Genomic DNA, 19118 nt, shown 5'->3' on the forward strand with positions numbered 1-19118 from the left:
CTCTTTCTATTCGCAGAAAATATGTTTCCCAATTCGTTTAATTTGTGGTCTTCCCCAAATCCATGGACTTGTTGCTGTATCAGGATTAAAGTAATAGACGGCGCTCTCAGACGGGTCCCAGCCGTTAATGGCATCAAACACAGCCTTTTTTGCAGTGTCATTTGGTGACATATAAAATTGACCATCCGCCACAGCTGTAAACGCAAGCGGTTCAAAAATAACTCCTGCGATTGTATTTGGAAAAGTCGGGTTGTTCAAACGGTTTAAGATGACGGCAGCGATCGCCACCTGTCCTTCATACGGCTCGCCCCTTGCTTCACTATAAACCGCTTGTGATAAGAGCTGAATATCATTACTAGAAAAACCACCTGGCATGTTGGCTGCCGTTTGTTTCGGTGTTTGATTTGCTTGCTGATTGCCTGACTGTTTCGCAGACTTTCCAGGTGCTCCGCTTTGACTTTTTTGATTCTCTTTCGCACCTTGAGCAGTCTTTTTTTGTGAGCTTCTTTTCGCAGGAGCTTTTGTTTGCTGATCAAGAGGTTTCCCGCCATAATGGGTAAACTCATTCCCCTTTTGCAGCTGCTGCTGAACAAAGTCTTTATAGTATTTTGTCTTTTGAACTAATAGGCTTTTTGTTTGTTTACCTACAAGTCCGTCGACCTTCTTTACACCATATTGGCTTTGAAAGTTGCGAACGGCCCAGTACGTCCCCCAGCCATATACACCATCAATTTTGCCATTGTAAAAGCCATTGTATTGGAGCCGTGCTTGCAGCTCGACTACATCTTCTCCTGTCGCACCTCGCTGGATGACTTGACTGGTGAAGGCTTCACTTTTTTCAGTTGTCATCAGTGATGTTGCGAGTAGAACGATTGAGAAGATAAGGACGATTTGTTTCATGAAACGAGCTTTGTCCATATTTGATCCTCCTGTACTTTTGATGTTTGAATATATATTTCTTCCAATCCCTATTTTTATACATTCATCACAGGAGAGAAATGGATGAAAAGACAAAAAAACGCCCTATCAACTGATAAGACGTTTTCTACATTAAATTTTGCACCATTTTCACTGAACGAGCTTTTTTTGCTTTTCGCAGGCCAAACCACCATAAAAAAATCATGAATGGCAGCATGATATATCCCCAATTTTTCATTCCTAACAATATGAAATCATATAGGCCGTGAAAAAGCACAGGAAGCGTTAGAGAAAGGATCAGCCATTTGCGCTGCTCCTTTTTATCAGAGAAGCGGGCTTTGCCGATATAAAATCCCATCACAACACCGAATAAAGCATGACTTGAGACGGGTAATAAAGCACGGGTGAATGCATATTCAACCCCGTGACCGACCAAATAAAGAATATTTTCAAGTGTTGCGAAACCAAGCGAGACACTCGTTCCATATACAATTCCATCATAGTGTTCGTCAAATTGGGCATGCGCATAGACGCTGACCATTAAAATAAACCATTTTAAAGATTCCTCTAAGAAGCCCGACGTCACAAATGAAATCAAGATAGGGTTCGTTGCGATATGCTCCTCTTGAAGGACATATTGAATAAACATGGTTGGAAACACAAGTATAACACCTAGCATAAAAGATCTGATGACCATGTGTACCGGCTCATTGTCGTACTGATCTTTCAAATAAAAATAACTTAAAAGTGCGATGCCGGGAGCTAAACCTGCTGAGATGATTGCGATCATAACCAGACCTCTTTCCCTACATTATCCTTCATTATCGTACCATGATTTACCCTTTTTTTATATGACTCGAGCCCATTTTTATGAAAATATTCTTCTATATAATCCCATTTTATATCAAAAAGAACCGAATCCCTTGGAAGGATCCAGTTCTTTTTTTATGCATTCATTCTTTTGTTAATTTCTTCTGCAATTAGCCCCCCATGAAATCTCCCGTTTTCAATGAAAATTTCATTGGCATTATTTCCAGCTGCAATCACTCCTGCGATGAAAATCCCTTCTACGTTTGTCTCCATCGTCTGTTCATCAAATGCTGGGCGGCCTGATTCTTGATCAATTGTCACACCCATTTTTTCTAAGAAAGAATGATCTGGATGATAGCCTGTCATGGCAAAAACATAATCACTTTTCACTCGCTCCGTTTGCTCTTGCTGGTTTGTAAAAATCACTTCTTCTTCTGTAATTTCCTTCACCTGTGCTCCAAACTCCATTCGAATCGTTCCATTCCGCACAAGTGCTTCAAACTCTGGCAAAATCCAAGGTTTGATGCTGGAAGAATATTCAGTTCCTCGATAAAGTACAGTGACTCTGCTTCCGCATTTCACAAGTTCTAGCGCAGCATCGACACTTGAGTTTTTCCCGCCGATCACCGTTACATCTTTATCAAAGTATGGGTGTCCTTCTTTAAAATAATGATACACATGTGGAAGGTCTTCCCCTTTGACATTCATATAGTTTGGATGGTCATAGTAGCCAGTAGCAATCACGACATAATCACATGAATAGTCGTCTTTTGATGTGCTCACGGTAAAATGGCCATCTTTTTTCGTCACAGCGGTTACTTTTTCAAAGGCATGCACACGCAGGTTTTTTCGGCTGACTACTTCTCGGTAATAAGAAAGCGCCTGGATACGAACGGGCTTGCGATTTTCAGTAATAAAAGCGACATCACCAATCTCAAGCTTTTCACTTGTACTGAAAAAGGTTTGATGTGTTGGGTAATGATAAATACTGTTAACGACATTCCCCTTTTCAATGACTAGTGCATCAATTCCGATTTGCTGGAATGCGATGGCAGCTGATAATCCGCAAGGGCCGCCTCCTATTATGATCGCTTTTTCTTGTTTCATTTGTTCCACTCCTGTCGTTTCAATGCAATAACAATTGCTAGCTGTTGATGATTTGTTCCCATTCCATAAAAAAATCTCCTATTTAAGGATAGGAGATTTTTGGGCGCGATGCAAATAAGCCGCTTAAATCCAGCCTCTGAATCGAGAAGCTTCAGCCATTTTGCGTACGCCGACCATATATGCAGCAAGACGCATATCGATGCGGCGGTTTTGCGCCATTTCATAAATATTATTAAATGATTTCACCATCATATCTTCTAAACGAGTTTCGACTTCCTCTTCAGTCCAGTAGAACCCTTGGTTATTCTGCACCCATTCAAAGTAAGAAACCGTTACACCACCCGCACTCGCAAGTACGTCTGGGACAAGCAGTACTCCACGATCTGAAAGAATTTTTGTTCCTTCAAGTGTCGTTGGACCATTCGCTGCTTCTACGACAATTTTAGCTTTAATGTTTGCCGCATTATCTTCAGTGATTTGGTTCTCAATGGCTGCAGGTACTAAGATATCACAATCGAGCTCAAGCAGCTCTTGGTTTGTGATGGTATCGTTAAATAATTTAGTAACGGTTCCAAAGCTGTCACGTCTGTCAAGCAAGTAGTCAATATCAAGACCATCTTCATCGTATAACCCGCCGTAAGCATCTGAAATCCCTACGATTTTCGCTCCGGCATCATACATGAATTTAGCCAAGTAGCTTCCTGCATTTCCGAATCCCTGTACGACAACACGTGCCCCGCTAATGTCAATTCCTTTTTTCTTCGCCGCTTCTTTGATGCAGATCGTCACACCTTTTGCTGTTGCAGTATCACGTCCGTGTGATCCTCCAAGAACAATTGGTTTTCCGGTAATAAATCCTGGCGAGTTAAATTCATCCATTCTAGAATATTCGTCCATCATCCATGCCATAATTTGAGAGTTTGTAAACACATCTGGTGCTGGTACATCTTTCGTTGGACCAACGATTTGACTGATTGCGCGAACATAGCCGCGGCTCAGTTTTTCAAGCTCTCTAAATGACATTTCTCTTGGATCACAGATAATACCGCCTTTTCCTCCGCCATAAGGAAGATCCACAATACCACATTTTAAACTCATCCAAATTGAAAGCGCTTTTACTTCTTTTTCAGTAACGTTCGGGTGGAAACGAATACCGCCTTTTGTCGGTCCAACAGCATCATTGTGCTGCGCGCGGTAACCAGTGAAAATTTTCACTGATCCATCATCCATTCGTACTGGAATTTTCACAGTTAATAGACGAATTGGCTCCTTCAGCAATTCATACACTTCTTGCGGATACCCTAATTTGTCTAGCGCTTTATGTATGACGGTTTGAGTTGACTTTAAAACATCTAGCTTATCTTCTGCGTTATGAGCGGCGTTTTGATCGGCTGCCATTAAAATAAACCCCCTAGAAATCTTTCATGATCTACTGCTCCCTTTCAAGCAATAGTATACACCTTCGTACTGGTAAAGCAAAGGTAAAAAACGTTTTTTATTAAAATAAAATATCAGCGTTTATAAATATAAAAAGGATATAAAAAAATACTGTTGTTTCATCACAACAGTATTAAATATAATAGAAAAAAGTGATTAAAAATACATTTGAATCGTTTTCACTGCATCATCTTGCATGATCACTTTTCCGTATTCTTTTAGCCGATGGATCGTTAATGTCGTTGGTGAACCGAACTCCGCTAAAATGGAAATGACGGTATCAGCTGATAGTTCTTCAAAATCATCTAGGCTGAGAAAATATTGACCTTCATAATGGTAAACTGTACCCCCTAAAAGTCCAATACGACTTAAACTATGGGACAGTTGAATCACATCTTCAAACGAGGCAAATTGATAGAGCACATGATGACTCTCGTCGAGCTTGACTTGCATCTCAATGTAATCTTCATCAAACTCATCATCATCAGCATCATCCTGCTGACTCTTTGTGACAATGACGACCATCCCCTGCGCCTGAAGTGAAAATACTTCAACAGCAATCGGTCCACTCGCTTCAAAACCGAGCTCCTGATTCGCTTCGTTCATCATGTCTTTAAACAGCTGATGGACTTTGAACGAATCTTTCCAAAGGTCTTCTTTCGTAAGACCCCGGTCTGTCAGGTCATCTAGTGTGAGAAAAATTTTGATTTTATTATAATTCAGACGCTCCAGTCGCATAACGTTCCCTCCTGCCTCTTCTAAACACACATCATACTGTAGTATATGAGATGATGAGTCATAGGTTCTTAATTTTGTATTCAGTTTACACTGTGTCAAGACGGAAGACAAGCATGAAGCTATGCTTACGGTGACTTTTATGGAAAATATTGAGGGCGCAGCCAGTCATCGCGTTTTTACAGGCATTAAATAGATCAGATGCGTTTCCGGTTCTGCCCCGAGACGCATTGGAATCTTTGTTGTTCCATAGCCATTACTAATGAGAAAAAATGCGCCTTTGACCTGACCTGTTCTTCCTTTTTCATACGGACCAAATTTCCCAATTCGAATCTGACCTCCATGTGTATGACCGCTCAAAACAAGGTCGATCCCCTCATCTTCACTCATTAAATGATGTACATCTGGGTTGTGTGATAAGAGAATATTTACGTCATCTTTCACAAACTCAGGTCGTATCGCTTCATAATCCGCCTTTTCAAGCCGAATATCATCGATGCCTCCAATTTTAATTGACTGGCCTTCGAAATCCCACACAGCTGTTTCATTTTGCAGGGTCGTCACATCGTAAGCATGAAGAATCTCTTTAAGCTTTTGCTGGTGCAGCTCGTGATCATTATTTCCCCAAACAAAATAAACGGGCGCAATTCTTGATAAACGTTTCACATTTTCTTCAATTCTGGCGTAGGGTACACCTTTTTCTGCTAAGTCCCCGCCTATCATAATGACATCCGGTTTTTCTTGTGTGACTTCCGCTAATAATGAGTCACTAATCAGCCGCCGGTGTGTATCAGAAATAAAGAAAATCACTGCTGGTCGATCTGATTGAAGTGCTTCTATTGTAAAGTAATGCTTTTTGATGTTGTTTTGTTTTGCCGTTTTCACCATTTTTGCCGTTACACACACACCTGTTGTAACAGCCGCAATGGCGGCAGTAAATCCGATGGCATATTTCATCATAAATGGCTCCCTTGCATATGTGTCGTTCATAAGACGCTTGAATGTAAAAAGACGTTTCAACTATTAAAACGTCTTTTTACACATTTATTTACTTTCATAATAGAGATTAATGTCATATTGCTGCTGCATATAGCGAAAAACCGCTTCACGCTCTTTCCACTGGTCTGATTGCGGCCATAAGTCTGTGCTTTTTTGTATAATCTCACATCTAAGGCGATGATATTCATCCTCAGCCTTTTCTTCTTTTTTCTTATAATAATAAGATGCATAAAAAGCAAACACCTCAGCCATTATCCAAAATAGAAAGACCTCATGACCGAGCAGCGTTGCAATCATCGATTCCGGCTGAAGCGAGCCTCCCTTATTTGCCGTTATCACAAAATAAAACAAAAGAATCGCCAGCGACAAAAGGGCTGTCCATTGCCATCTTTTGCACTGCTTGGCAAAGCCCTCATATTTGTGCTTTCTTTTGATCAACGTTTCCATCATTTTCTGTGTCGGCTGATCCATATAGCGGCTGATTGCGTGCAAAGTCATCACATACACCCTGTCCCTTTTTTCTACATATGTATGTGCTTTTTCATTCGTTCATGTCAGGTAATTAGTTTTCCAATGGAATATTGAGTACTTGACCACTGTATACACTGTTCCCATTTAAATGATTGTAGGCTTTTATTTTCTCTTCACCTGATCGGCTTTTGTAATATTTCATCGAGATTCGATACAGGTTTTCCTCTGGGCCAACAGTGTGCTGGACGACACGAACTGGCTTTTCTTCCTGCTTCTTTTTCTCTTCGACTTCTTTTCGTTTTTTCTCTTCTTGCTGTTTTTGGAGGGCGAGCTGCTGCTGTTCACGCTTTTTCGCAGCTGCGGCTTTTTCACGCTCTTCTTTCTCTTTAGCAGCTTTTTCTTTTTTCTTTTGCTCTGCTTTTTCTTTTGATCGCTGCTTTTCTTTTTCTTCATCTTTCTTTTTCTTCTCTTCATCAGACGCATCCGCTTTATCAGCTTTTGCGTCATTTTTTGTTTCGGCTAGTGCTGACGGAACTGGGTCTGTGTCAGCACTTGAGGTTTTATCAATGTATACACCCTGATTGTTATTATCGTTGATTTCCTTTGAAGTGTAGTAGATCAATAGAAAGAAAACAGTGATGACGATGATAGGAAAGATAATAGCCAATGTCGTAAACAAAGGATTGCGCACTTTTTTCGTACGCTGCTTCTTATATTCATGAAAGTCTTCTCGTGTAGGAAAGTGAGAGTCATCAGAAGGATGTACTTTTTCTTCAAGAATTTCCTCTACATTGTCGTCATGGTTGTTTGTGAGCTGCTCCTTCTTTCTCTGCATTCTCGACATTTCTTCCATGTTCATCCCTCCCCTTATATTTCAAACGAATTTGACAAGCAAAGACTAAGTCAATGACAAAATGTGTCATGACAGGAACAAATAAATTCCCCGTCCACTCGTATAAAAGTCCTAAAAAAATACTAATGGAAACCACGAGGATAAACAAGAGTATTTTTGATAAATAGCGAAAATGAAGAAGCGCAAACACGATGCTGGCAATCTCAAGCCCAAATTGCTGTTGAACAATTCCGCGAAATAGTATTTCCTCTGAAAAGGCAATGAGAAGTGCTAACCAAACAATATGCGGGATACTTCGGTTTTTGAACATCTTTTCATTTAAACCGCCATCATCATACATATGAGCAGGAAACACCTTCATGACAATTGCATCTATAATAATGACGAGCAATGCACCGCCAATTCCATATGTTAGAATGCGCATATCATGAATCTGCCAAAGGGCTGTAAAATCCGTCCATTGATCGAACATAAATATGCCTAGTAAAAAAGAAACGATAAGCATGAGCAGCTGCGTGAAATACAGCTGTTCTACGACTTGTCGATCGGTTAATTTTTCAATGATTCGGCGATGTTGTTCAATCAATGCTGCGCCTCTTTTGTCAGATGAAACATACGATCCAGCACAGTCTTCCAGTGTTTCATTTCATTCAGCTCCAATGATTGTTCTTTTTTTTCATAATCAGACAGGTTCAGTCCGCAAGAAGAGCAGCAATGCTTAGAGGACGCGCGCTCTGTTTGATCAAGCTGTTCGTGAAAATATGATAACAGAGATTGTCTAAAGCAGTCATGATCCATGATCCGCTCTTTAAATTGCCACACTTTTTTTAGCTTTTCTGTTTGTCTGTCCTGCAATATTTCTTTTAGATTCATCAGAATTGCCGGGCGCTGTTCGGACTCATGCATCATGTAATAGTGCGTCAGCATTCTTGCACGCGTCTCCTGAAGCCCTGTTTCCATCAATCGTTCACGTAATTTTTTTTCATCATTTGTCTGCATTTGAGTCAGTTGTGATAAGTAGAAATCAATTTCTGGTTCGTCAAATCCTTCTGCTTGGATCAAGTGTAGCTGAATATCTGCATCCTCTTCTGTATATAAAAGAATGCTCACACTGTTTTTCCCGTCCCTTCCCGCTCTTCCAATCTCTTGCATAAATGCTTCAATCGATTGCGGAGGGCTCATATGAATGACAAACCGGATATTTGCTTTATCAATTCCCATGCCAAAAGCACTCGTACAGCAAATGAGATCAAGCTGACCGCTGATAAATTGCTGCTGAATGAGCATACGATCTCCTGCGTCCATTCCGCCATGATAAAACTCAACACGCTGATTGGTTTTTTGTTTCATACAGAGAGCAAGCTCTTCTGTCATTTGCCGAGTCGGGCAATATATAATGCCTGGTCCTTGCAAAAAATCCGCAAGCTCAATGGCCCGTTTCTCTTTTGCTTCTTTCGATTCGTGCACTTCTTTGACTAAGGCAATGTTCGGACGGTTGACAGAATGAATATGAAAGTCTGGATGCTGCAATCTTAGCGTTTGCACAGTATCTTTTAGCGTTTGTTTCGTTGCTGTGGCTGTAAGAGCTAAAGCCACAGGATGACCTAACGCTTCTCTCCATTCTCCGAGCTTCGAATATTCAGGACGGAAATCATGCCCCCATTCTGATATACAATGCGCTTCATCGACGACAAACAGACCAATACGCATCGATTTGAGTTGTTCAAGCAGCACTTCTGACATTAATGCCTCAGGTGCGACGAATAGAAATTTATATGATGGCAAATGCCGAATGATATGTCGCCTCTCCTGAAAAGACAATGTGCTATTAAGCGCCGCCACTCGTTTTTCTCCGCGCATTTTCATTCGTTCGACTTGGTCCTCCATAAGCGATAAAAGCGGCGAAATAATCAGAACCAGCCCGTCTGTCATATAACCGGGAATTTGATAGCAAAGTGACTTTCCTCCACCCGTAGGCAGCATGGCAACCGTATCTTTTTGATGCAGTACACTTCGAATAATGTCCTCTTGACCTGCTTTAAATGTGTCGTGGCCAAAGTATCGCATGAGCGTCTGATGAAGCTTATCCATTTGCTTTCACCATCCTTGTCAGTGCCAATCGTATTTGAAAATAAGTAAATGGATGCTCGAGTTTTTCTTTAATCAGCTTCATTTTATTTGTTTGCAGTTCTCTGGCTACAGCAAGGATCTCCCGCTGCTCTTTTATACTCACATAGGGATCTATTGAAAAGCTTGGCTCATGTATCGACAGCTCCACGATATGATCTTCAATCGTTGCCTTTTTTAATGAACGAATGTGAGCAATTTGTTCAATATCAAATCCTTTTTGGACAAGCTCAAGTGTTTTGTGAGTAGAAGTTGTTAACACGCGTTTAAATTCAAGGTCACCTACGAGCTTCTGCAAAGTCGGCGCCTCACCTTTTTGGGCAGATTGAATAAAATAATGGAGTACATTCCAAAAAAGCAAGTACACATACCACACATCTTCTTTCATCCACTCCGCCATTTGCTGATACGTACGCCCGATTCGTTCATGTGAGGTCAATGAGTAAACAAAAATCAGTGCCTCTTGATCACTTAGGTTCATTAGGAGTTTTTCTAGTTCATGATGCAGCTCTTCTGAAAGCTTGCTTTTCTGCTGATGCTGTTTCAAAAAAGATTTCGTCCAGCTTTGAACTGAGACATCTCTTTGTATTGGAACATATTGATGTGATCCAGCCATATGGTGAGAAAGCACTTGTACAAGTAAAGAGAGCCTCATCCATAGCATCTTTGCTTTATCGTGGTATTTGGCACCATGAAAATAAGCAGGCATCGGTTTTTCAGAGAAATGCTGGTGTAGCATTTGCTGCCCTGCTTCAGTGATACTCAGTGTCTCATCGTTTTTTCTAATATAGTGCTTCTCTTCAAGCTTTAAAGCAGAACGATTCAGCTGATCCCTCGTAAACCCCGGGTAACAGCCGAAGTACCTGGAAAGCTCAAACAAGCTGGCATCCTGTATGGTTTGAGATGATTTTTTTCCTTTAAAAAGATGGTAGACAGCACTAATGGAGCGTTCGCCGTTCAATTTATATACGCTGTCCATTAACATGACATCCAAATAATGAAGAGTCATTCATCAAAGCACCTGTCTTCCTGACAAAATTCGAATATTTTCTCCCTTTATTTTAACAGATTTCATACAAGAAGAAATGTTTAAACTCAATTTATGGGGGAAAGTTATGAACAAACCCTTATGTGATAAGCATTCTCAATCACTTTACAGTTGAAATGTGAATTTAAAATCATTACAATAAGGTTTGAGGAAATTGTTTTTTATCGGTGAAACTAAAAAGGTTAAACCATGTGTTCCATCGAACTATTTGGGAGGTATTTTTTTAACATGGCAAAATATACAATTGTAGACAAAGACACATGTATTGCTTGCGGCGCATGCGGTGCAGCTGCTCCAGACATTTATGATTATGATGATGAAGGCATTGCATTTGTTACGCTTGACGACAACCAAGGGACTGTAGAAGTTCCAGAAGTACTTGAAGAAGATATGCTTGATGCATTTGAAGGATGTCCAACTGACTCAATCAAAGTTGCGGACGAATCTTTCGAGGGTGACCCACTTAAGCATGAATAGTATAAAAGCCCCTTATGCAGGGGCTTTTTTTATCTTAACTATTTTGAAGTCGGCGTTTATTTTCAAACCATGGACGCATTTTCACAAAAATGAAGCTAAATACGATGGTAATGATGATTCCTTTAATAAAGTTAAAAGGTAAAATCCCTGCTGTAATGGTCGTCTTGAGCGCATGATCTGATAGTTCAGGTGCGTTTAAAAACCATGTGTAAGCTGGTAGGAATAAGAAGTAATTTAAAATGCTCATCATCACAGTCATAAGTAATGTACCCATGATCATTGACCAAGCCATTCCTTTTGCTGATTTAATTTTTTTGAACATAAAGGCGACTGGTAAGATGAATAGTGTGCCTGCAATGAAGTTCGCGACTTGCCCAACTGGAACGCCGGACATACTGCCTTGAATGAGATAATGCAGAACATTTTTTAATGCCTCAACGGCAATTCCTGCACCTGGCCCATAAATTAAAATCGCAATAATCGCTGGGATATCGCTGAAATCAATTTTCAAATACGCTGGAAGCCCTGGGAAAGGGAAATCCAATAAAATTAACACGAACGAAATACTGCTAAGCATACTGGTGACGACTAAACGTTTTACTTTACTTTGATTCAATATTCTCTCTCCTTTTCGATCAAATCTTTCGAAAAGAGGATTGTTCAATTTCAGCCACAAAAAAACCGCTCATGAAAACAGGAGCGGGGAATTTAGGCTAGACAAATAAACGTGTGAAAAACCAAGTTTTCAACGTTTACGAACCTCCATCTTCTCCCATCCAGACTATACTGTCGGCTTCGGAATCACACCGAATCCTGCCAAAAAAGGCTCGCGGGCTTAGAGACTATGCTCATCACCGCCGGTAGGGAATTGCACCCTGCCCCGAAGATTGATCATTATTCAATTCGACATCATTATATATGATATATGAGCATTTGTACAGATAAAAATCCTGAGCAATTTCATCAGTTTTAAGAAATCGCAAAAAACTTAAAAATTATAATGACAAATACGAAAAAATTGGTTATCTTTTGTTTAAAGGTGTCCATTCTTTATAAAGACACTAAGAAATGTTCGTGTTTTCTTTTTCGCTTTACTGCTTTAATTTGATTGACACAGCGAAAAGGAATATGGTAAATTATCAGATATTTATGACGTTTATTTTAGGAGGAAATCTTACGATGTTTCGAGTATTAGTCTCAGATAAGATGAGCAATGATGGTCTTTTACCACTTTTAGAATCAGATTTTGTTGAAATTGTCCAAAAAAATGTAACAGAAGCAGAAGATGAATTACACACATTTGATGCCTTACTTGTCAGAAGTGCGACGAAAGTGACCAAAGAGCTTTATGAAAAAATGACTTCATTAAAAATTGTCGGCCGTGCCGGTGTGGGAGTAGACAATATTGATATTGATGAAGCAACCAAGCATGGCGTCATTGTGATCAATGCACCAAACGGTAATACGATCTCCACAGCTGAGCATACATTTGCGATGATCTCTTCACTCATGCGTCATATTCCACAAGCCAACATTTCTGTGAAATCAAAAGAATGGAACAGAGGTGCCTATGTTGGTGCAGAGCTTTATGGAAAATCTCTTGGGATTGTTGGACTTGGCAGAATCGGAAGCGAAATTGCCCAGCGTGCAAGAGCATTTGGCATGACAGTCAACGTATTTGACCCGTTTCTGACAAAGGAACGCGCAGAAAAAATCGGTGTCAATGCCAAGTCACTTGATGAAGTACTCGAAGTATCAGATATCATCACTGTACATACCCCGTTAACAAAAGAAACAAGAGGACTTCTCAATAAAGAAACAATTGCAAAAACGAAAAAAGGCGTTCGCCTAGTGAACTGTGCACGCGGTGGTATTATTGACGAGCGTGACCTTCTTGAAGCGCTTGAAAGCGGCCATGTTGCAGGAGCTGCACTCGATGTATTTGAGGTAGAACCTCCTACTGATAATCCGCTTGTAGACCATCCGCTCGTCATTGCGACTCCGCATCTTGGCGCATCGACGAAGGAAGCACAATTAAATGTAGCGGCGCAAGTATCTGAAGAAGTACTTCAATTTGCAAAAGGACTCCCTGTTATGTCATCTATTAACCTACCAGCGATGACAAAAGACGAGTTCAAAAAAATTCAGCCTTATCATCAGTTTGCAGGAAAGCTCGGACGTCTTGTCTCTCAATCAATGAGAGAACCTGTAAAAGAAGTAGGCATCTCTTACGAAGGCTCTATTTCAAAACTCGAAACATCCTTTATTACAAAAAGTCTTCTGTCAGGCTTTTTAAAAGAGCGTGTTGATTCGACTGTAAATGAAGTCAATGCTGGAATGGTGGCAAAAGAACGCGGCATTAGCTTTAGTGAAAAGATTTCTTCCAGTGAATCTGGTTACGAAAACAGCATTTCTATTGAAGTCAAAGGCGACCTTTCAACCTTTACTCTAAAAGCAACCTATATCCCGCATTTAGGAGAACGCGTTGTTTCCATTAATGGATTTAATATTGATTTTTATCCAGATGGACACCTTGTCTACATCCAGCATACTGATGCACCTGGTGTAATTGGAAAGGTTGGACAAATTTTAGGCAACCACGATGTCAACATTGCGACAATGCAGGTAGGACGTAAAGAAAAAGGCGGCGAAGCCATCATGATGCTTTCTTTCGACAAGCATCTTGAGGACGAAATTGTCAAAGAATTAACCGAAGTGCACGATATACTTTCTGTCCGTCTGATCGACCTATAAAAAATCATGATAAACCTCATGCACATGCATGAGGTTTATTTTTTTGAAACCATTAAACGATCTCCCGTTCGGATGAGATGAGTGGTCAGCTCATTGATCTGTTTCAATTGTTCCACAGTCATCTCATGCGCTTTTGCAATCGACCAAAGGGTATCTCCTTGTTTAATGAGATATGTATTGTTCTCTTGTCCGTTTACATGTAGGGCCGGCTCTTGGAAGCGATCCATTGCAATGATTGTGAGTGGATCCACCGCATCTTCTTTGCTGACTGACCAATGCCCCCTGTGCACCTCAAAATGCAAATGAGTGCCTCTAGACGCCCCTGTGTTGCCGATAATGCCGATCGGCTGTCCTGCTTCTATATGGTCACCCTTTTTAACAAAACGCTCGTGTAAATGTGCATAGACGGTTTCATATCCATTTGGATGCTGGATAAACACAACCTCGCCATATGTAGCAGATACATACGAACGCGAGACCTCACCTTCACTTGCAGCAAAGATGGATTCTCCTTCTGGCGCAGCTATATCTAATCCCATGTGCGAGCCGCCTCTTGTCCCAAACAAATCTGTGACTTCTCCTTTTATCGGCTCCACCCATTCGCTTGTTTCCTGTGCATGAGCAACAGGTGAAAAGATCATCAAAAAACAGCTGGCACATATGAAGCAATACCTTTTCATTAGTGACTCCCCTTCTTTGAGGTTCTTTTTATGACAGCTTAGTATACAGCAAGGAAGCTATTTTCTATACATCAAAAAAGAACGCAATTTCTCGCGTCCTTTAACGGTCTTTTATGACAACTGGATTCGGCAGAGCCGGCACCTCTATCGGTTCTTCTAATTCATACGGACCAACTTGATCTGTTCCCGCCTGTTGAATGGTGACCTCTGTAAAACCAAAATCTTTCGCTGAGAGCAGCAGACCTTCAATGAGTAAAATATGATCATTTGAGTCCGATAATTGCGCTGATGCTCCAAACGTAATGGTCACATGTTTTCCTTTAGACGTCACTTCTTTAATCGGTTCGTCTTTAATTAATGGATCAAGTCCTGCATCGCTTGTACGCTTCATAGCTTCTACCGCATCTTCATACGATGAATAATGCGTTTTTGAAGGCACCAAAAAAGTCCCGCTCTTATTCTCTAAAACATAATAAGCGTGCTTTGTTTGTTTTTCAATCGATATTGTTCCAACGCTTCCATTTGCTCCTATTTGAAGGTGAGAACCTTTGGCTGTCTTGACTTGCACCTGCTCATATTTGCTCCATTTTAGCGTTTCTTTTACCATATCTTTAAACCTGCTGGCTTCTTTTAACGTATCAAGGGACAAATCACTTTTTAATTGAAAAACAAGTGTATCTCCTTTTTCACGAAGGTCCACCATATCCATATAAGATTGAAGAGGCTTTGTCATTTCAGGCAGCTGCACCTGTTCATAAGTGTTCACCATATCCTGCAAATGATCATACTCATCCTCTTTTTCAATGCTAATCGGAACCACTTGAGAGGTCGATTCATCTATGTATGCTATGGTCATAAACTTTTGCTGCTGCTTACGAGACACAACGTGTGAGGGGCCATTAGTCTGTTTGACCGCCTCTAATGTGGCGTTTACCTGACTTTTGTCAGCACTTGAGTCCATTTTCATTTGCTGATGATGATCTTGAGCAGCTGGCTGAAATAAATGAGGAGAAATTAAAAACGCCATAAATAAAACCACAACGGTTGCGACCGCTGGACCGATCCATTTGGCACTTTTCTTTTTCTGCCCGCTTGCCATGAGCATCTGCTGGTATATCTGCTTAGATGAACGGTTGTCCTCCACCTTTGGAAGCTGACTTAGTAACACCTTGATTCGTTCTTCGCTCCAATCGGACCTGTTCGTTTTCATTCACTAGCTCCTCCTTCAAAAGCTCCATATGTTTTCGGAGCACTTTCAGGCCTCGGTGCTGCGTTGTTTTGACTTTGCTTTCCGAGAACTTTAGCGCCTTTGCCGTCTCCATGATTGAGTAGCCCTGGATAAATCTTAAAATGATGACAGCTCGTTGATCAATCGTGCACTGATCAAGTGCGGCATAGATTTCTTTCACATTTTCATCCTGTACAGCCAGTTCGTCTGGGAGCAAGTCTGGGTCCTTTACATCCTGCTTATCCCAATCAAACGTGCCGAGTACCCGTTGTCTAATGGTTTGCTGTTTGCGAAACCAATCAATTGCCACATGCCTTGCAATTGAAAACAGCCATGTTTTCTCGCTGCTTCTTCCTTCAAAAGTTTTATATGAGTGAAGTACCCGGATGTAAACCTCCTGAACGAGATCCTCTGCCTGATTTTTATCTTTAACCATATAAAATAAAAACTGGTACAAATCTTGATGGTACGAATCATATATTTTTTGAAAGGTTTCATGCATAGGAAACCCCTCCGTTCACTTATTTTTGTCGAGTGACTCTTAAAAAACGTTACATTACAACTTTATGACAAATATATTACAAGTTCGACAATTTGGGAAGGGCTTTTTGTTTAACTTCTCCTTAAAAATATGAAAATAAAAAAACACTTCTTTTTCTTTCGAAAAGAAGTGTTAGATTGTTGACAAAGTGCTAAAATGATGTTTATTTTAGCACTTTGTCTTCTTTTCAGCGTGATAGAAAACCTTTGAAGTCTAGGAAGGGCGAGCACTGGCGCGGAGCGAATTGAACATTCGTGAGCACCAGCGCGCAGACCTGACAACGAATGCGAGGGTTTGTCTACACGCTGACACTTCTTTTTCTTTCGAAAAGAAGTGTTTCTCATGTAACAAGATTCTTCGTCAGGATTAGACGAGTTCCTGCTTTTTTCTCGGAATATAAAAGGTAAAGTGTGTACCAGTACCCGCTTTGCTATGTGCATGAATGGAGCCTTGATGTGCTTCTACGATATTCTTCACAATCGCAAGACCAAGTCCAGTACCAGAACGCCCTCTTGTTCTTGCCTTATCCGCTTTATAGAAACGTTCGAAAATAAATGGCAAATCCTCTTCCGGGATTCCGCTTCCTGAATCTTTCACATCCATTTTCAGACCGCTTTCCACCGATTGAACCGAGAAGTGAACCTCTCCGCCCTCTGGTGTATGACGAATGGCGTTATCAATGAGATTCGTAAACACCTGCTCAATTTTATCCGGATCGAGTACAAAGTAAGGTTCATCCACTTGAATGTCATATGTGAGATCAACTTGCTTTTCTTTTGCTATACCAAGAAACTTGCGGTAAATCTTCTCGGTCAGCTCTTCTGTATCTGTTGATTCAAGATTCAGTGTAATATGGCCAGCTTCCATTCTCGCTAGGTCTAGAAGGTCATTCACAAGACGCCCCATTCGAAGTGATTCGTCGTAAATAATTTGCGCAATCTCTTTCTTTTCCTCTTCTGAGCCAGCAATATCATCTACAATTGCCTCACTATATCCTTGCAGCATAGCAATTGGAGTACGAAGTTCATGACTGACATTGGCAATGAAGTCTTTTCTCAGCTTATCAAGTCTTCGTTCCTCTGTCATATCACGAAGGACCGCAACTGCTCCCCTAACGTCCTGCTGATTATAAAGCGGAGACATGAGAAGAACCCAAGTACGTCCTTGCAGTGTGACTTCAATCATTTGCTCTTTTTCCGTGCTGACGGCTGTATGAAACAATTCTCGCGCTTCTGGAGGCAGTTCATCTCCATCTTTGATCTTCATATTTTGCTCGTAATACCATGCCTGCAAGAATCGTTCTGCAGGAGGATTCGTCATGAGGATCGTTCCATCAATATTGATGGTGATGACACCATCAGCCATACTGCTTAAAATATTGGACAAATGCTCTTTTTCTTGATTTAAAGCTGTGATATGAAATTTAAGCTGCTTGCCCATTTGGTTAAAGGCGATGGCCAGTTCTCCAATTTCGTCTTGCGTTAATATAGGAATCTTTGTATCAAATTTCCCTTTCGCCAGATCCTGCGCTCCCTCTTTCATCTTTCTAAGAGGATAGGTGACACGTGTTGATAAGAAGAACGCGAAAATAGTGGTCAGAACAATGGCAATTCCGGCTGCTAGGAAGATATAACGCGTCGTATGTTTTGTTGTTTGCTCTACAGCGAGTAATGATTGAGAAAGAAAGACCATGCCTTTTTTTCCGTTTGCCTCAAATGGAACACCGACGACTATTCGTTCATCTTTATGATTGCCTGCATTTGGTTCTGCACGTTTACTGATTTTTTTACGATCTTTTAGTGCTTGATTCAAATCACCGTCTGCTTCAATTTGTTTCTTTGTAATCGCAGGAAGCTTCCCGTCTTTTTCAGACGAATACCACTCTAGCCCGTCCTCTTGGATAATCGCAATACTCGTCAATTTGTCAGCAAGCTCTGATGTAATCGACCTTGCGAGTGATTGATCGTCATGGCTTTCTAAAATGACCGCCACTTTATTTGCCATTTGCGTTAAATCTGACTTTGCTTCTTCTACATGGTAATTTTCAATGAACTCTAAAAGAAGCACGGTTAAAATAGATAAAACGATGAGGACGAGGAAGAGAATGGTTAACCATAGCTTTCCAACGACACTTTTCCACAGTTTCATTCAGCGCCGACCTCAAATTTGTACCCGACACCCCATACCGTCACGATTTTTTTCGCAGCTTCTGGTGACACTTTATTCAGCTTTTCGCGAAGTCGTTTGACGTGGGTATCGACTGTTCTCAAGTCTCCAAAGAATTCATACTGCCATACTTCTTTTAACAGCTTCTCTCTGTCATAAACCTTATCCGGTGTTTTCGCAAGGAAATATAAAAGCTCATATTCCTTCGGCGTGAGACTGACTTCTTTGCCATCAGCTGTCACTCTATGCGCGTCGTGATCAATTGAAAGATGAGAAAACACAAGGACGTCTTTTGTTGTTGTCCCAGTATTGAGATAAGACGTTTGAGAAGATCTTCTGAGCAATGCTTTCACACGTAAAACAACTTCACGCGGGCTAAAAGGTTTGACGATGTAGTCATCCGTACCTGCTTCAAACCCTTGCACGCGGTTGGCTTCTTCTCCTTTTGCCGTCAGCATAATGATTGGGGTCGCTTTTTTGTCTCGAATTTGATTACACACTTCGATCCCATCTGTACCAGGCATCATTAAATCGAGCAAAATGAGGTCATAATCTGTTTGGAGTCCTTTTTGAATGGCCTCATCTCCATTTTCAGCTTCATCGATTTCATAATTTTCACGCTCTAAATACATTTTTAAAAGGCGGCGAATTCTTGCCTCATCATCTACGACTAATATTTTCGTTTGAGTTGTGTGTTCCATTAGACAATCCTCCTGCTTTCTCCGTTGTTACATTCATTTTAACAAAAAGCCGAATCGATTCATAAA

At 40.8% G+C, this 19118-nt stretch carries 19 protein-coding genes and 1 riboswitch; of the genes, 2 read left to right on the forward strand and 17 right to left on the reverse strand.

The annotated features are described in order from the left end of the window. Window positions 1-6 precede the first annotated feature (6 nt). The 11 genes from sleB to NSQ36_RS10440 form a co-directional block, all read right to left on the reverse strand. Entirely contained in the window at window positions 7-918 is a 912-nt protein-coding gene (sleB, locus tag NSQ36_RS10390) for a spore cortex-lytic enzyme (RefSeq protein WP_106028756.1), read from the reverse strand. A gap of 127 nt (window positions 919-1045) precedes the next feature. Next, a complete protein-coding gene (gene prsW, locus NSQ36_RS10395; RefSeq protein ID WP_003215795.1) occupies window positions 1046-1708 on the reverse strand; it encodes a glutamic-type intramembrane protease PrsW in 663 nt (220 codons plus the stop codon). Between the two features lie 155 nt (window positions 1709-1863). Then, complete coding sequence (locus NSQ36_RS10400; RefSeq protein ID WP_321999306.1) at window positions 1864-2835, reverse strand: YpdA family putative bacillithiol disulfide reductase; 972 nt, start codon at window positions 2833-2835, stop codon at window positions 1864-1866. Between the two features lie 123 nt (window positions 2836-2958). Next, window positions 2959-4233 carry a Glu/Leu/Phe/Val dehydrogenase gene (locus tag NSQ36_RS10405; protein ID WP_012010406.1) on the reverse strand — a complete coding sequence of 425 codons (1275 nt, stop codon included), beginning with the start codon at window positions 4231-4233 and terminating at the stop codon, window positions 2959-2961. A 195-nt stretch (window positions 4234-4428) separates the two neighbouring features. Further along, window positions 4429-5010: a genetic competence negative regulator gene (locus NSQ36_RS10410; protein WP_003215601.1), complete on the reverse strand. Its 582-nt coding sequence runs from the start codon at window positions 5008-5010 to the stop codon at window positions 4429-4431. Window positions 5011-5175: 165 nt separating this feature from the next. Then, entirely contained in the window at window positions 5176-5964 is a 789-nt protein-coding gene (locus NSQ36_RS10415) for a metallophosphoesterase (RefSeq protein ID WP_050943977.1), read from the reverse strand. A gap of 87 nt (window positions 5965-6051) precedes the next feature. Then, window positions 6052-6504: a DUF2663 family protein gene (locus NSQ36_RS10420; protein WP_339205645.1), complete on the reverse strand. Its 453-nt coding sequence runs from the start codon at window positions 6502-6504 to the stop codon at window positions 6052-6054. A 64-nt stretch (window positions 6505-6568) separates the two neighbouring features. Beyond that, on the reverse strand, window positions 6569-7330 hold the full coding sequence (locus NSQ36_RS10425; RefSeq protein WP_034620417.1) for a LysM peptidoglycan-binding domain-containing protein: 762 nt from the start codon (window positions 7328-7330) through the stop codon (window positions 6569-6571). Further along, window positions 7275-7916 carry a CPBP family intramembrane glutamic endopeptidase gene (locus tag NSQ36_RS10430; protein ID WP_137055032.1) on the reverse strand — a complete coding sequence of 214 codons (642 nt, stop codon included), beginning with the start codon at window positions 7914-7916 and terminating at the stop codon, window positions 7275-7277. Before NSQ36_RS10430 ends, NSQ36_RS10425 begins: the two co-directional genes overlap by 56 nt. Continuing rightward, window positions 7913-9421, reverse strand: a complete 1509-nt coding sequence (locus NSQ36_RS10435) for an ATP-dependent DNA helicase RecQ (RefSeq protein ID WP_339160042.1) — start codon at window positions 9419-9421, stop codon at window positions 7913-7915. The genes NSQ36_RS10430 and NSQ36_RS10435 overlap by 4 nt, the downstream gene beginning before the upstream one ends. Further along, window positions 9414-10466 carry a helix-turn-helix domain-containing protein gene (locus tag NSQ36_RS10440; RefSeq protein ID WP_212045947.1) on the reverse strand — a complete coding sequence of 351 codons (1053 nt, stop codon included), beginning with the start codon at window positions 10464-10466 and terminating at the stop codon, window positions 9414-9416. The genes NSQ36_RS10435 and NSQ36_RS10440 overlap by 8 nt, the downstream gene beginning before the upstream one ends. Before the next feature lie 267 nt (window positions 10467-10733). On the opposite strand from NSQ36_RS10440, the gene NSQ36_RS10445 reads away from it, so the two are divergent. Next, entirely contained in the window at window positions 10734-10982 is a 249-nt protein-coding gene (locus NSQ36_RS10445; RefSeq protein ID WP_003215700.1) for a ferredoxin, read from the forward strand. Window positions 10983-11016: 34 nt separating this feature from the next. On the opposite strand, the gene NSQ36_RS10450 is transcribed toward NSQ36_RS10445, so the two are convergent. Then, entirely contained in the window at window positions 11017-11598 is a 582-nt protein-coding gene (locus NSQ36_RS10450; protein WP_012010414.1) for an ECF transporter S component, read from the reverse strand. Between the two features lie 144 nt (window positions 11599-11742). Then, a riboswitch (FMN riboswitch) is annotated at window positions 11743-11874 on the reverse strand. Between the two features lie 287 nt (window positions 11875-12161). Between NSQ36_RS10450 and serA the strand changes: the two genes are divergently transcribed. Next, window positions 12162-13736, forward strand: a complete 1575-nt coding sequence (gene serA, locus NSQ36_RS10455; RefSeq protein WP_339205648.1) for a phosphoglycerate dehydrogenase — start codon at window positions 12162-12164, stop codon at window positions 13734-13736. A gap of 35 nt (window positions 13737-13771) precedes the next feature. Here the strand turns inward: serA and NSQ36_RS10460 are convergent, their stop codons facing one another. From NSQ36_RS10460 to NSQ36_RS10480, 5 genes are all read right to left on the reverse strand, one after another. After that, window positions 13772-14416 (reverse strand): M23 family metallopeptidase, encoded by a 645-nt coding sequence (locus NSQ36_RS10460; RefSeq protein ID WP_226803640.1) that lies wholly within the window; start codon window positions 14414-14416, stop codon window positions 13772-13774. Between the two features lie 100 nt (window positions 14417-14516). Next, window positions 14517-15626, reverse strand: coding sequence for a sigma X negative regulator (locus NSQ36_RS10465; RefSeq protein ID WP_339205650.1), 1110 nt, complete (start codon window positions 15624-15626; stop codon window positions 14517-14519). Beyond that, the gene (gene sigX, locus NSQ36_RS10470) at window positions 15538-16146 is read right to left on the reverse strand and encodes an RNA polymerase sigma factor SigX (RefSeq protein ID WP_003215976.1); all 609 of its coding nucleotides are present in this window, start codon (window positions 16144-16146) and stop codon (window positions 15538-15540) included. Before sigX ends, NSQ36_RS10465 begins: the two co-directional genes overlap by 89 nt. 405 nt (window positions 16147-16551) lie before the next feature. Then, window positions 16552-18333 carry an ATP-binding protein gene (locus NSQ36_RS10475; protein ID WP_003216141.1) on the reverse strand — a complete coding sequence of 594 codons (1782 nt, stop codon included), beginning with the start codon at window positions 18331-18333 and terminating at the stop codon, window positions 16552-16554. Continuing rightward, a complete protein-coding gene (locus NSQ36_RS10480) occupies window positions 18330-19052 on the reverse strand; it encodes a response regulator transcription factor (protein WP_003215596.1) in 723 nt (240 codons plus the stop codon). The genes NSQ36_RS10475 and NSQ36_RS10480 overlap by 4 nt, the downstream gene beginning before the upstream one ends. Window positions 19053-19118 lie beyond the last annotated feature (66 nt).

The sequence above is a fragment of the Bacillus sp. FSL W8-1143 genome (genome assembly GCF_037965155.1).
Lineage (GTDB): Bacteria > Bacillota > Bacilli > Bacillales > Bacillaceae > Bacillus > Bacillus pumilus.